The organism is Glaciecola sp. HA4-3 (assembly GCF_055693685.1).
Map to the genome: position 1 here is coordinate 785,755 of NZ_CM146340.1, position 12,901 is coordinate 798,655.

The following is a 12,901-nucleotide window of genomic DNA, read 5'->3' on the forward strand; positions in this document are numbered from 1 at the left end:
ATGAACAAAATTAATACAAAAGAGTGGGTTTTCTTTTTTCTGTTTTTGCTTGTAGTCACAACGGGGATTTATTACTACATCATAAACGAGAGGATAAATTATCTATTTTTGGCCGCTGCAGTAGTGTATCTATTCTCAAGAAGGCAAATCATTATGGAGTTTCTTACTAAAAGTAAAAATAAAGCTGAATAATCATGTGTTTAGTGCTTAACTATGACTAGTATTACACGAGGATATAGTTGAGAATAGCTCACTAAATTAAACATGGAAGCGCAGTATAGGCATGGCAATGGATAAACTATTGATAAAGCAATGGCTAAGAGGTGCGTTTGAACTCATCATTCTCCTTACCGCTAGCGTATTTTTGTTATTCATTGTCGACATACTCTTTGAAACCACTTTATTTGTAAAAGAAAATACCCTGTTGTTGCTAGGCTATACGCTACTTTGTAGCGTCTCAATTTATTTTGCCTTGAGTCGATTCTTAGATTACTGCACTAGCGTGCTGTATGATTTGTCCACCCAGATCGATGCTATGCAGGCAGACGCCGATTATTCTAATCCCTTAAAACTAGCCCCATCGGCATTTCATGGCTCTATTATTGAGCGGATTAATATATTGATAGATGAAATAGCGCAAGAGAAGAAAAAACATCGTATTACATCGCGACGTATCATTGAAAATATGATAGTTAAAGACCGCTTAACGCTTTACGACAACCTTACCGAATTACCAAATCGATTCTTTTTTACGCAGACCTTACAAGCAACTAGTCAAAAAGCGAAGAAACACAAACAAGAGGTTGTCTTGGTCTTAATTGGGGTGACGGGTTTCAAGTCAGTTAATGACAAATATGGTTTGGCCATTGGGGATAAGCTGTTGGTTGCGATTAGTCGCCGCCTAAAGAACTTTTTAGATGGTAGATATATACTAGCACGCCTAACGGGTGATGAATTTGTGGTTATTGTTAATGATGCTAAAGATGAACAACAGGCATTTGAATACGTACACGAATTACTAATTTATGTGTCAAAAAGCTATCAAATTGAAACATGGAAATTTAGTCTGGAATTTAGTGCCGGTGTGGCTACTGCGACCCAAGCAAACTATAACGTGAACGAGATGTTGACGCATGTCGATATTGCGATGCAATATGCTAAAGGTGAGTTTCAGACCTCGTTTAGTGTATTCAAACCTCAAATGCAATCTAAACTTCAGCGAAAGCGGTCGATAGCAAATGAAATTGAACATGCCATTGATGAACATGAATTCAGTATGTACTACCAGACCCAAGTCAGTCCAAATGGCAATGTCACTGGGGTAGAAGCGCTCATTAGATGGTCTAATAGTGAGTTAGGCGATGTATATCCTTCTGAATTTATCGAGATTGCTGAAAATAGCGGTAAAGTACGTTCAATTACCAACTGGGTTATTGATGAAGTGTTTACTCACTTACCCCAGTTGCAAAAACGATATTCTAAGTACATAAAAGTCTCGATAAATTTATCGGCTCATGACCTAAAAAGCGCAAGTTTACTCCCTAGTATTCAATCGTCGATTGCCAAACATCAAATTAACCCTAAAAATATCGAGTTTGAAATTACAGAATACAGTCTGCTTGACAATATCCTGCTAGTACAAGACACGATAGCGAAACTACATAAGCTTGGGTTTTCTATTGCTCTTGATGATTTTGGAACGGGTTACTCTTCTTTGAGTTATTTGTCGCACATAGAAATTGATAAGCTTAAACTAGATAAAGAGTTTATTGAAGAAATTCAAACCTCTTCTCGGGCAAAGGTGATCACCGAATCTATCATTCGAATGGCAAAAAAATTAGAAATGACGATATGTGCTGAAGGCGTTGAAACTAAAGAGCAAGCAGACTTACTTATTCTTTTGGGCTGTCAGCAATTACAAGGCTACTACTATTGCAAGCCCAGAAAACTAGCAGAACTTTAAGCATTTAACGATGTATGATTTTCCAAGTGTTTATCTGTACTGACATCCTACATAGATTAAAAGTGCAGGCTAGAATTCATGTACTATACTCAATGTATAACACAGAATTAAGCAATATTTGTTTAGGAAACAGTTATGATAGAACTTGTGTACATGAGCCAAGCAAAGCATGTATTTAGTCAGCAAGAGCTCGATGAGTTGTTACAACAGTCTCGAAAGAATAATTTACAAAATGATATTACAGGAATGCTTTTGTACAACGGTTTAAGTACGTTTATTCAAGCTATTGAAGGCAAAGCGGGTGATGTGTTTACGCTATATGAACGAATCAAGAAAGATCCACGACATACTGACATACAAGAGTTGGGCATTGCCAAAATCAAACAACGAAACTTTTCAAGTTGGGAAATGGGATTTAAGCGGGGCTTTAATCCGTCGGCGCCCAAGATAAAAGGGTTTACAGATGTCTTGCAAAATAAGCGTATTGAAATTGAGCAAGGCAAAGGAAGCTTCGCGGTAGAGATGCTAAATCATTTTAGTCAAACCATCGATTAATAGTCTAAGCCGCAATCTGTAGGAATATAAGCAAGTCACTTAAACAAACAAGTCACTTAAACAAACAAGTCACTTAAACAAACAAGTCACTTAAACAAACAAGTCACTTAAACAAACAAGTCACTTAAGCAATTAACTAAGCAATCAACTAATTAGTCATTCATGTCAGCACATAGTATTCCTTGTCATTGTTGCAGCAGCAAATCATTTGAACAATGTTGTGAAGCATTTCTAAATTTCACAAAAACGCCACTTCACCCTGAAGCATTAATGCGCTCACGTTATAGTGCTTATGTGAGGAGTGATTTTGCGTATATTCATCGTACTTATGCAAGCATTGATAATGTTCAATATTCATCGCAGTTTGGACAAATTAATATTGTTAGGGCACCAAGTGTTAAAGAGTTAAAAGACTCAGCCATTGGTACCTTATGGAAACATCTTGAAGTATTAGATACACAACAAAAAGATAATGTAGGTATGGTTGAGTTTTTAGCGTTTTACCAACAAGGTAGTGATATTTATGTGATGCACGAGCAAAGCCTATTTGTTAAACAGGCGGATAACTGGCGTTATGCATGTGGTACGATGCTGGGTCAAACTGGTAAGTTAAATCTAGGTCGCAATGATCAATGTTTTTGTGGCAGTAATAAAAAACTTAAACGTTGTTGTGCGAAGTAATAATTGGTACATTTGGTGACTGGCTTTTAGCTAATATTTTTCACTTAAAAACGCTCATATAAAGGAATAATAAAATGAAAGTGCTCTCTATTATCATGTTTGTATCACTGCTAGTTGTCTCTACTGTACAAGCTCAAGAAAAAGCTGGTGGGAAAGGTTATTCGGTTCCGATGAAGAAACAAGTAAAGTAGAAGAAAGCGCGAAGGAAAGTGAAGAGGCAAATAATGAAGCCTTAAGCGTTGATGGATTGGTAGGTAGCCTGACAAATTCATTGGGTGTGACTACCGAGCAAGCACAAGGCGGCACAGCAGCATTATTAAATTTTGCTAAACAAAATATATCGACCGAAGATTTCTCTGTGATAAGTGAGAATTTACCAAGGCACAGAGGCTGTAATGCAATATCTTCCTGCCTTAGCAGAAGCCAATCAAGAAGGGCTAGGCGGCCTAATGAATGTGGCTGGCAATTTTTCGGATTCAATTGCACAAGTAAACGCGCTTAAGCAGCAATTTGAGGCACTTGGTTTGGATTTGGGGATGATTCAAGAATACGTGGCTACTGCTCAGACATATTTAGATACACCTGCAGGTCAGGAAATAAAAGATATGCTAATGAGCGGACTACAAGGTCTGTAATACGAGTTAATTTAAAAAAGCCGCAGATCAAAAAATCTGCGGCTTTTTTGGTAATAAGGACAAGGTATGTGTCGCACATTTTCCCATTTGGTTTTTTTACTTTTGTGCTTGTTCGCAGGTAAGCTATCTGCTGAGCAAAGTGTCGTATCAAAACCAGAAGCTAAACAAATGTTTACAGAGTCTACTGGCATGAAAAATGTGCCTTATTCTGAGGTTGCCAAGCTAGTTGCTGAAAAATCAGATCGGACATTAGCTTTCTCAGGGGGAGTGAGCAATTTATCGAAGTGTGGGACGGCGAAGTTTCCAAACATGTGTCTGAAGATTCAGCGCAGACATCAAGAATTCCCATATTATTTATTCACGGGGGGTGTTGGTTAGCACAATTTGATATTACTCACAGTTACCCAATTACCGCAGCATTATCACAACAAGGCGAAGATGTGTATTCGGCAGAATATCGCCGAAGTGGTAATGGCGGAGAGTGGCCTATCGCTTTGGATGACCTAACGCTAGCAGCACAAACATTAAAGCAAGATAGTAAAGCAGATGAAGTAATTATTATCGGGCACAGTGCCGGCGGCCATTTAGCAATGTTATTAGCCAATCGCGTAAAAGACATGTTCAATCAGATACATGTAATCGGTTTAGCCCCAATAGTTGATATCGCTGCCTATGCAAATGGTGATAATAGTTGCCAAAGCGCAACACCTGCATTTATGGGCGGAACACCAACACAAAGGCCTCAAGCATATCAAGCTGCAAACCCTTTGGTTTATAACTTTGAACATGCTCGAAGCATGATACTCTTTTCTGGCTCAGTCGATAGCATCGTACCAAGTGTCATGGCTCAGCATCCACAGGCGAATAATGCTGAAATAAATGGCGTTGGACATTTTGATTGGATCCATCCTCAATCCTATGCGTTTAAACAGCTATTACACGCAATAAAGAAAATAAATCAGTATGAGTGAGTTATCACAGTTAGCTATTTCTTTAGATGAACAAGACTCCTTAAAACATCTAGTGACTGAATTTGTGTTGCCTGAAGGGCTTATTTATCTGGATGGGAACTCTTTAGGGCCACTAAGTAATTTAGCAAAGAAAAGGGCGTCAGACGTGGTTGAGCAGCAGTGGGGCGATAGCCTCATTGCTAGTTGGAATACCCATGATTGGGTGCGTCTACCAACTATAATTGGCGATAAATTGTCGCCTATTTTGGGCGCTGAATTAGGAACAGTCGTTTGTTGTGATTCTATTTCGGTGAATTTGTTTAAAGTCTTAAGTTCAGCGCTTGGCCAAGCACAACAAATCGATAAAGCTCGAACAAAAATTCTGACTCAAAAAGACAATTTTCCAACTGATATTTATATGGTACAGGGTTTGTCGTCTTTGATGGGAGATAAGCAATGCGAGCTGCTCAGCGTAGATGCACAGGATATTGAAGATAGTCTAGTAGCAAATGCTAACACTATTGCGGTCTTAATGCTTACCCAAGTGAATTTTAAAAATGGAGATGTACATGATATCGAGCGACTCACCAAGCTTGCACATGAACATGACATTTTGGTCATATGGGATTTGGCGCATAGTGCTGGCGTGATGCCATTATCACTAGACAAATGGGATGTAGACTATGCGGTGGGGTGCACCTATAAATATCTGAATGGTGGTCCTGGAAGCTCTGGTTTTGTGTACGTTGCACCTAAACACATGGGAACTATGCAACAGCCACTAAGCGGATGGTTTGGCCATAAGCAACCTTTCGAATTTGAGCATGATTTTCAAAAAGCACTCGGTATAGAGCAAGTTTTGTGTGGGACACCAAGTATTATATCAATGAGTGTGTGTGATGCGGCGCTTGATATCTTTAGCAAAGTAAGTATTGAAAGTATTCGAAAAAAATCAATTAGTCTAGGGCACTTTTTTCAAACATGTCTCATAGATTTAGGGGTTATCGAGCTTTTACCCATTTACGGTAATACAGATGTCCATCAACGAGGTAGTCAAATTTCATTTAATCATCAAGATGCGTTTGCTATCTGTCAGTGTTTAATTGCAAAAGGCCTTGTGGCTGATTTTCGAGCACCAAATGTGTTACGTATTGGTTTGTCTCCTTTGTTTTTAAACCATAAAAATATGTTTGATGCTGCAATCATTATGCAGCAGACCATGCAAAATAAAGACTACCTTTTACCTGAGTATCAAATAAAAAGCGCAGTGACCTAAGTGACTTATGAGCACCAAATATGCATCGAGGATATTTAAGACAGTCAACCTTATCCCTACAGGTAAAGTCGCTAGTTATGGACAGATTGCAGATTTATCTGGTTTACTCAGGTAGAGCGCGGCTAGTTGGAAAAGTCTTAGGGAAAATACCAGATGGTCATAGCGTAAATTGGCATCGAGTGTTACGTTCTTCTGGTCACATTGCCTTTGCAAAAGGCAGCGAACAAGCTCTTTTGCAAACGGCTTTACTCCAAGAAGAGGATGTGGCGGTATTGAATAATAAAGTTAAACTCAAGGACTTTGTTTGGGAGCCTGATATTCTTACACTTCTTCAGGACCTATCTTTTTGATAATTCCTTTTTTGATAATAAAGGTCACAAAATTGAGATGCTTAGCTGGCTAAAATACAAGTACTTTTGATAATTTTGTAAATATTTTGAAAGTTTTCCGGATAGGGGTAGGTCTTATTAGTGACTTTACTAAATACTCACGGAGAGCAAGATGCAAAAGAACATACTTTATACCCTAGCTGCACTAGTGGCACTAACTCTAACTTCATGTGGCTTGATTCCGTCACAAGCCAGTTCATCGATTGACGCAATAAATGTTGACGAGCAACGATTAGCAATTCAAGGCTATGATCCAGTTGCTTACTTTACCTTAAATGAACCAACTTTAGGTAGTAGCGAATATACTGCTAGCCACCAAGGTGCGGTATATCATTTCAGTAGTGCTGAGCACCAGACAATGTTTAAAAATGACCCTGATAAGTACGCGCCACAATATGGTGGATACTGCGCATTTGGTGTCACGCAAGAGAAAAAATACGCAATTGAACCTGATGCTTTTGATATTGTTGACGGAAAATTATATCTAAACCTAAACAAGCGAGCTCAAGCAAGATGGTTAACAAATCAAGCAGAATATATTACTGAAGGTGATGATATTTGGACTGAAATCGCAAACACACCTGTGTCTGAGCTTTAATTTTAAAAAAATAGGACTATGATGAAATTATATTCATTGTAATCCGGTTTACTTAAATAAGCTTGATAACATTAAATCAATCAAGCTACTTATCATAAAAAGAGGAAGAATTATGAAAACGAATATCGCTGCCGCTGCTGCCCTTGCTACTGTTATGTCTTTAGGCGTTGTTGATGCTGTTGACGCTGCTAGTAAGAAAAAAGAAAAATGTTATGGTGTTTCTTTAGCCGGTCAAAATGATTGTGGTAACTTAGCAGGAACGCACAGCTGTGCGGGTCAATCTACAGTCGATAATGATATCGGTGAATGGCGCCTAGTACCAAAAGGTACGTGTAAAGATCTTGGCGGCTATGATCGTAAAGAAGCTAAAGAGTTATTTAAAAAGATGCAAGCAGAAAAGAAAAACGGTTAATTGATTAATCGCTTTTCACCCAAGCCCAAGCCCTTTATAGGTCTTGGGCTTCGTCATTCCCACTATGATCAGGCTTTAGCCGATACGCTTGAAAACAATACACTAGACTTTGTTGAGATTCATGCCGAAAACTTCTTTGCAAATGGCGGCATTAGCCTCGAATTGCTCAGAGATGTCGCACAAAAGTACACTGTTTCGGTTCATGGCACATCACTTGGTTTAGGTTCGACACTAGAAGTACCAAAGGATGTCCTAAACCAATTTAAACGTGTCGTTGAACTTGCCAAAGCCCCCCTAGTTTCAGAGCATCTTTGTTTTAACCGCGCGAAAGTAAACGGCAAGGTCCTGCATTCTGGGGATTTATTGCCCATCGCTTATGATAAGCGTTCATTATCAGTCATCGTCGACAATATAAAGCAGGTTCAAGATAGTTTGGGACAAGCAATCTTGATTGAAAACTTATCTGCATATTTAGATATTTCACAACTTGATAGTGCCAACGAAGCCCAAATGAGAGAGACTGAGTTTTTAATCAGTATGTGTGACCAAGCTCAATGTGGACTTTTACTTGATTTGAACAATCTAATAGTCAATGCCATCAATCAAGGTGCTAGTGATCAAGTAAATGCTATATTTACCGCTATATCTGAAATTCCCCAAGATTTGATTGGTGAGATTCACCTTGCAGGGTTTAGTCCATCAACCGTAAATGGCTTTGTTGTTGACGACCATGCAAATGAAGTATCACAAGAGTGTTGGCAATTGTACGAGAAAGTGATTAACAAATTTAAGCATCGCCCAACCTTAGTAGAATGGGATAACAATTTACCATCTTGGGAAAAGTTGCTTGAACAAGCTAAAATTGCACGTCAAATTTGTTCAAATCAATAAAGGTGTGGCTAAATAAATGAACTATCAACAACATATTATTAGCGATATTTTTAAGCAAGTAGAGTCAGACAAATTAAATGCCTTACCTGATCAAAAAGTAAATGATGCTCTTTGGGTTTATCATAATAATTATATTGAAAATGGAATAAGAGCCTTAGCTATTAGCTTTCCAACGGTAGAAGGGCTTTTGGATGAACGCGACTTTAGACGCTTATGTCGCGACTTTCTGCTAAGTCAGCCGAAAATTGAATTTGATTGGGCAGACTACGGACAAACCTTTGCCGAGTATATCTTGAGTATTGAAGCGCTTCAAAGCATGCCGTTTCTTTCAGAGCTCGCTTATTTAGACAAATGTAAAATGCAAGTAGAGCGCAGTGCAGATATCGACTTTGATGCACAAAGCTTTCAATTGTTAAGTACTCAGGCTCCAGATCAACTTAATTTCATTGCAGCGCCTGGCTTGTCAGTGCTCCCAATGTATTTTCCAGTTGTTGAGTTATCGCGGCTTGTGCATGATGAAGACTTGCAAAACGACATGCAACAACGCGAGGCTTTCACACAAAAAACAAATAATTTAGTGGTTGATGCAATAAATTTAGGCTTACCTAGGTCTATTGTAGTGTGGCGTGAATACTATAAAGCAAAGCATGAGTATCTTAGTGATATCGAGGCGAAAGTCTTTAACAGCTTACTGCGTAAAGATAGTATTGACCTTACATTAGCCCATTTTGGTGACGACCAAATGGCCATAACCCAGTGGTTGCAAAATGCTATCTCGTCTAGGCGAATTTATGGTATCGCAACGAAATAAATATTTATGGCTTGTGCCAAAACAAAATGGAAAAAGATAATGACTAAGATAATCAGTTTATATAATTCAGTATTCGAAAAAGCTAATTATTTAGCTATTCCGGCCTTATTAGGTGCTCGGCTATATGTTGCTTGGGTGTTTTTTAAATCGGGTCTCACGAAGCTAAATGATTGGGAAAGCACATTGCTATTGTTTGAATACGAATATGCAGTTCCAGTTTTAGACTTTACAACAGCTGCTTATTTGGCAACCGTGGGCGAGCTTGTGTTACCAGTTTTACTTGCAATTGGTTTATTTTCTCGCAAAGCTGCTATCGGTTTGTTTATCGTAAATTATGTTGCTGTCATCAGTTTAGAAGATATTCCTCAAGCTGCGTACAATTTGCATGTGATTTGGGGGCTTATGCTTTTGGCTGTCGTGATTTGGGGCGCAGAGAAGTTATCTGTAGACCAATTCCTAAAAATCAAATAATTCTTAAAACTCTGCAAATAAACGGCTACACTTAAACGATTACTCCTCAAGTGTAGCCTTATGACTCTTCTTACTTCAACTGCAATCTTTTTGGGTGCAACGCTAATTGCGGTCCCCTTATTCAAAAAGCTTAAGTTAGGTGCAATCTTGGGCTATCTAATCGCTGGCGTACTTATTGGCCCATCTGTATTTAACTTTATTGACGACCCTTATACGATTTTACATTTTGCTGAGCTTGGTGTGGTATTGCTTTTGTTTGTCATTGGTCTTGAATTAGAGCCTGCTACCTTATGGAGAATGCGTAATCAAATCGTTTTAAGCGGTGGAAGCCAATTAACATTAAGCACCTTAATTATTGCTGCATTTTGTTACGTTGTTGCTGATTTAAGCACTGCTACCAGTATTACCATCGGTTTGGCTTTAGCCTTATCATCAACGGCATTTGCCATTCAACTCATGAACGAGCAGCGTATCTTAAATACACCACCTGATCAGCAAGGGTTTTCGATACTGCTTATGCAAGATGTTGCTGTTATACCTATTTTATTAGGTGTTGCAGCATTATCGCCGCAAACAACACAAGACGGTGTTGCTTGGTATATCAGTGTGGGAGCTGTGGTTGGCGTTTTAGTTGGCGGACGGTTTTTAGTAAACCCGGTGCTTAGATTAATTGCTAAATATGGTTCAAGTGAAGTAATGACAGCGGCGGCCTTATTTTTGGTTTTAGTAACCGCTTTAGCTATGTCAGCATCAGGATTATCGATGGGAATGGGGGCGTTTATTGCTGGTATCTTGCTGGCAGACAGTAGTTTTAAACATCAGCTTGAAACAGAAATTGAGCCTTTTAAGGGCTTGCTGTTAGGATTGTTTTTTATTGCCATTGGCATGAACTTAGATTTAGGACTATTGGCAAAAGAGCCCATGTTGATTGTTGGTATGAGTTTGCTATTGGTTCTTGTTAAAGCCTTGATCATTGCACTTATCTTAAAGATAAACAAACAGTCTTTAAATGATGCAAGCAGAGTGGGTCTAATGTTATCTCAAGGCGGTGAGTTTGCTTTTGTAGTGATGACGCTGGCAGTTAGTTCACTGGTTGTTGAGCCGCAAATTGCAGCCAAAACTAACTTGGTAGTCGGACTTTCAATGGCGTTGACCTCACCGGTTGTCATTCTATATGCAATGTTCTTTAACTCAAAAAATTGTCCAACGGTGTATGAAAACGAAGAAGTAACACACGAGCCCCAAGTAATTATTGCTGGGTTTGGGCGTTTTGGCCAAATTACTGCTCGCGTGCTTGCGGCAAATGGTATCCCTTTTACAACATTAGATAAGGACGCAGACCACATAGAGTTTGTAAAGCGGTATGGTAACAAAGTTTTTTATGGTGATGCGACACGCTTAGATCTCCTTAAAAAGTCAGGGATTGAAAGCGCGCGCATTGTGTTAGTGGCTATTGATGATGCGCAGCAAATTACCACACTTGTTCAACTTATCCAAAAGCACTATCCGCATATTAAGATTGTCGCTAGAGCCCGGGATCGAATTCACGCTACTGAACTTGCTAAACTGGGTGTGCAGCGTTATACCAGAGAAGTGTTTGAGGGTGGGATTAGCGCCTGTGAAGATGTACTAGTTGAATTTGGCTTCACAACAGGACAAGCACAGCGCATGACGCAGATATTTGCTGCTCATGACCACAAGCAGTTGAACGATGTTATCGAAGAAGATTTGGCGCCAAATGAACTTGTTAAGAAAGTAAATAGAGGCCGAGAAGAACTACAACAGATATTTATTGATGATAAGCAGTAAATATCTCACACGCTTATTGCTTGATAAATAGCATATCTCGATACTCATGACGCGAGAGTCGACGCTCAGTAAAAGGGTAGAGTGTTGCGCTTTCTATCTTGACAGTATTTGTATTGACACTATCGGCTTCGTCTGCACTCGCATTATCGTTAAATGTGAAGCGTATAAGAGCATCTTGTTGAGCATTTTTGTTATCCCACTCAATTTTGAACTGTGCGCCCTCAAATGGTATGACGTTTCCAACCAATGTGGGCATCTTTTCAAAAGTAATTCTAAGTGATTGCTCAGGTTCGTTTTGAGTACTAGGTGAAATTGTGAAGCTTCCAAACCATTGGTCTGTGTATGTACCAATCACATCCTGTGGGCCGATCAGTAAATCTTCATCTGCGATAGGCACTCTTAGTCGGCTAAAATAGCGTTGTTCTTGTTTTTCTAAGTGATTTACATAGGTTTCAATCCAATCTACTTCTGTTTGATCTTTAAAGTCGTATTTTTGCATAAAAGCTTTTAACAGTATTTGCATAATACTGTTGCGTAAGCCGCTACTTGACCCATTACTAAGGATGGTAATTCCTAAATCGAGCTCTGGTACTAAAACTAAATAAGCTCTATAGCCTGATAGTGCGCCAGTATGAGAAATCACTCTAAATTTTCCGATATTCGAAATACGCCACCCTAGTCCATAAGACTTAGTCCACGTTTTATCCCAATCTTTTTCATTGCTTGAAATATTTAAGACAGTATGTGCAGAGGTCATTTCATTAAGGCTATCTAGACTGAAAGGTAAAGATGATTCGCGCTTTTTATTAAAACCATTTAGAAGCTGACGAGCCCACTTGTTCATCTCTTCAATGTTACAAACCATTCCCCCAGCCGCTGATGACATTAAACCTTTTGCAAAGATTTGATTGCGAGGTATTGGGAAAATACCTTGATCATCATTGTGACCGTAGCTAAGTGCACTTTTTGGCAAAATTTCTTGAGGTAGATCGCCTGCAAAGCAACGCATATTTAATGGTTTAAAAATCCGTGTTTCAACAAAATCTTCAAATGGCATATCAGTGATTTTGCTGACGACTTCTCCTGCGGTAATATACAAAACATTGCTATATGCATATTCTGCGCGAAACGGATAGCGAGCGCTTAGATAACGAAGATTGTGCACAACTTCTTCACGAGTGAATCCCGAGGGTTCTGGCCAAATCATACTATCACCTGCGCCGCCAACCAGACCACTGCGATGAGTCAAAAGATCTTTGATAGTAAAATTAACCGTTACATAATGACTATAGAGCTTAAAATCAGGTAGGTAATCAACGACTTTATCATCCCAAGCTAGCTTTTTTTCGTCGACTAAAATTGCTAACGCTGAAGCTGTAAACGCTTTACTTAAAGACGCCAACCTGAAGTAAGTTTGCTCACTTGCTTTTATTGCCTATAGTCAGATTCAAGCCTTGAGA

16 protein-coding genes are annotated in these 12,901 nt (G+C 39.1%); 15 read left to right on the top strand and 1 reads right to left on the bottom strand.

Features of this window, described 5'->3' with window-relative positions; all coding sequences use genetic code 11:
• The first annotated feature begins 289 nt into the window (after positions 1–289).
• From ACZ1G6_RS03680 to ACZ1G6_RS03750, 15 genes are all read left to right on the top strand, one after another.
• Entirely contained in the window at positions 290–1,963 is a 1,674-nt protein-coding gene (locus tag ACZ1G6_RS03680; RefSeq protein ID WP_472618114.1) for a putative bifunctional diguanylate cyclase/phosphodiesterase, read from the top strand.
• A 135-nt stretch (positions 1,964–2,098) separates the two neighbouring features.
• Positions 2,099–2,518 carry a BLUF domain-containing protein gene (locus ACZ1G6_RS03685; protein WP_472618115.1) on the top strand — a complete coding sequence of 140 codons (420 nt, stop codon included), beginning with the start codon at positions 2,099–2,101 and terminating at the stop codon, positions 2,516–2,518.
• Between the two features lie 162 nt (positions 2,519–2,680).
• The gene (locus tag ACZ1G6_RS03690) at positions 2,681–3,199 is read left to right on the top strand and encodes a YchJ family protein (RefSeq protein WP_472618116.1); all 519 of its coding nucleotides are present in this window, start codon (positions 2,681–2,683) and stop codon (positions 3,197–3,199) included.
• A gap of 103 nt (positions 3,200–3,302) precedes the next feature.
• On the top strand, positions 3,303–3,701 hold the full coding sequence (locus ACZ1G6_RS03695) for a DUF2780 domain-containing protein (protein ID WP_472618917.1): 399 nt from the start codon (positions 3,303–3,305) through the stop codon (positions 3,699–3,701).
• On the top strand, positions 3,595–3,834 hold the full coding sequence (locus ACZ1G6_RS03700) for a DUF2780 domain-containing protein (protein ID WP_472618117.1): 240 nt from the start codon (positions 3,595–3,597) through the stop codon (positions 3,832–3,834). Before ACZ1G6_RS03695 ends, ACZ1G6_RS03700 begins: the two co-directional genes overlap by 107 nt.
• 66 nt (positions 3,835–3,900) lie before the next feature.
• Positions 3,901–4,212: a hypothetical protein gene (locus ACZ1G6_RS03705; protein WP_472618118.1), complete on the top strand. Its 312-nt coding sequence runs from the start codon at positions 3,901–3,903 to the stop codon at positions 4,210–4,212.
• Complete coding sequence (locus ACZ1G6_RS03710) at positions 4,146–4,805, top strand: alpha/beta hydrolase family protein (protein ID WP_472618119.1); 660 nt, start codon at positions 4,146–4,148, stop codon at positions 4,803–4,805. Before ACZ1G6_RS03705 ends, ACZ1G6_RS03710 begins: the two co-directional genes overlap by 67 nt.
• Positions 4,798–6,060, top strand: a complete 1,263-nt coding sequence (gene kynU, locus ACZ1G6_RS03715) for a kynureninase (protein WP_472618120.1) — start codon at positions 4,798–4,800, stop codon at positions 6,058–6,060. Before ACZ1G6_RS03710 ends, kynU begins: the two co-directional genes overlap by 8 nt.
• A 77-nt stretch (positions 6,061–6,137) precedes the next feature.
• The gene (locus ACZ1G6_RS03720; RefSeq protein ID WP_472618121.1) at positions 6,138–6,410 is read left to right on the top strand and encodes an MGMT family protein; all 273 of its coding nucleotides are present in this window, start codon (positions 6,138–6,140) and stop codon (positions 6,408–6,410) included.
• Between the two features lie 151 nt (positions 6,411–6,561).
• A complete protein-coding gene (locus ACZ1G6_RS03725) occupies positions 6,562–7,047 on the top strand; it encodes a YHS domain-containing (seleno)protein (protein ID WP_472618122.1) in 486 nt (161 codons plus the stop codon).
• Between the two features lie 112 nt (positions 7,048–7,159).
• Complete coding sequence (locus ACZ1G6_RS03730) at positions 7,160–7,459, top strand: BufA1 family periplasmic bufferin-type metallophore (protein WP_472618123.1); 300 nt, start codon at positions 7,160–7,162, stop codon at positions 7,457–7,459.
• On the top strand, positions 7,460–8,350 hold the full coding sequence (locus tag ACZ1G6_RS03735; protein ID WP_472618124.1) for an MbnB/TglH/ChrH family RiPP precursor modification enzyme: 891 nt from the start codon (positions 7,460–7,462) through the stop codon (positions 8,348–8,350).
• Positions 8,351–8,366: 16 nt separating this feature from the next.
• A complete protein-coding gene (locus tag ACZ1G6_RS03740) occupies positions 8,367–9,161 on the top strand; it encodes an HvfC/BufC family peptide modification chaperone (protein ID WP_472618125.1) in 795 nt (264 codons plus the stop codon).
• A gap of 39 nt (positions 9,162–9,200) precedes the next feature.
• Positions 9,201–9,632: a DoxX family protein gene (locus ACZ1G6_RS03745; RefSeq protein WP_472618126.1), complete on the top strand. Its 432-nt coding sequence runs from the start codon at positions 9,201–9,203 to the stop codon at positions 9,630–9,632.
• Between the two features lie 60 nt (positions 9,633–9,692).
• Positions 9,693–11,441 (top strand): monovalent cation:proton antiporter-2 (CPA2) family protein, encoded by a 1,749-nt coding sequence (locus tag ACZ1G6_RS03750; RefSeq protein ID WP_472618127.1) that lies wholly within the window; start codon positions 9,693–9,695, stop codon positions 11,439–11,441.
• Positions 11,442–11,454: 13 nt separating this feature from the next.
• On the opposite strand, the gene ACZ1G6_RS03755 is transcribed toward ACZ1G6_RS03750, so the two are convergent.
• Entirely contained in the window at positions 11,455–12,873 is a 1,419-nt protein-coding gene (locus tag ACZ1G6_RS03755; protein ID WP_472618918.1) for a serine hydrolase, read from the bottom strand.
• Positions 12,874–12,901: the final 28 nt, after the last annotated feature.

Excerpts from the sequence above, each read along its gene's own strand:
- ACZ1G6_RS03680 (WP_472618114.1), top strand. The coding sequence starts at position 290 with ATGGATAAACTATTGATAAAGCAATGGCTAAGAGGTGCGTTTGAACTC.
- ACZ1G6_RS03685 (WP_472618115.1), top strand. The coding sequence starts at position 2,099 with ATGATAGAACTTGTGTACATGAGCCAAGCAAAGCATGTATTTAGTCAG.
- ACZ1G6_RS03690 (WP_472618116.1), top strand. The coding sequence starts at position 2,681 with ATGTCAGCACATAGTATTCCTTGTCATTGTTGCAGCAGCAAATCATTT.
- ACZ1G6_RS03700 (WP_472618117.1), top strand. The coding sequence starts at position 3,595 with ATGCAATATCTTCCTGCCTTAGCAGAAGCCAATCAAGAAGGGCTAGGC.
- ACZ1G6_RS03705 (WP_472618118.1), top strand. The coding sequence starts at position 3,901 with ATGTGTCGCACATTTTCCCATTTGGTTTTTTTACTTTTGTGCTTGTTC.
- kynU (WP_472618120.1), top strand. The coding sequence starts at position 4,798 with ATGAGTGAGTTATCACAGTTAGCTATTTCTTTAGATGAACAAGACTCC.
- ACZ1G6_RS03720 (WP_472618121.1), top strand. The coding sequence starts at position 6,138 with ATGGACAGATTGCAGATTTATCTGGTTTACTCAGGTAGAGCGCGGCTA.
- ACZ1G6_RS03725 (WP_472618122.1), top strand. The coding sequence starts at position 6,562 with ATGCAAAAGAACATACTTTATACCCTAGCTGCACTAGTGGCACTAACT.
- ACZ1G6_RS03730 (WP_472618123.1), top strand. The coding sequence starts at position 7,160 with ATGAAAACGAATATCGCTGCCGCTGCTGCCCTTGCTACTGTTATGTCT.
- ACZ1G6_RS03740 (WP_472618125.1), top strand. The coding sequence starts at position 8,367 with ATGAACTATCAACAACATATTATTAGCGATATTTTTAAGCAAGTAGAG.
- ACZ1G6_RS03745 (WP_472618126.1), top strand. The coding sequence starts at position 9,201 with ATGACTAAGATAATCAGTTTATATAATTCAGTATTCGAAAAAGCTAAT.
- ACZ1G6_RS03750 (WP_472618127.1), top strand. The coding sequence starts at position 9,693 with ATGACTCTTCTTACTTCAACTGCAATCTTTTTGGGTGCAACGCTAATT.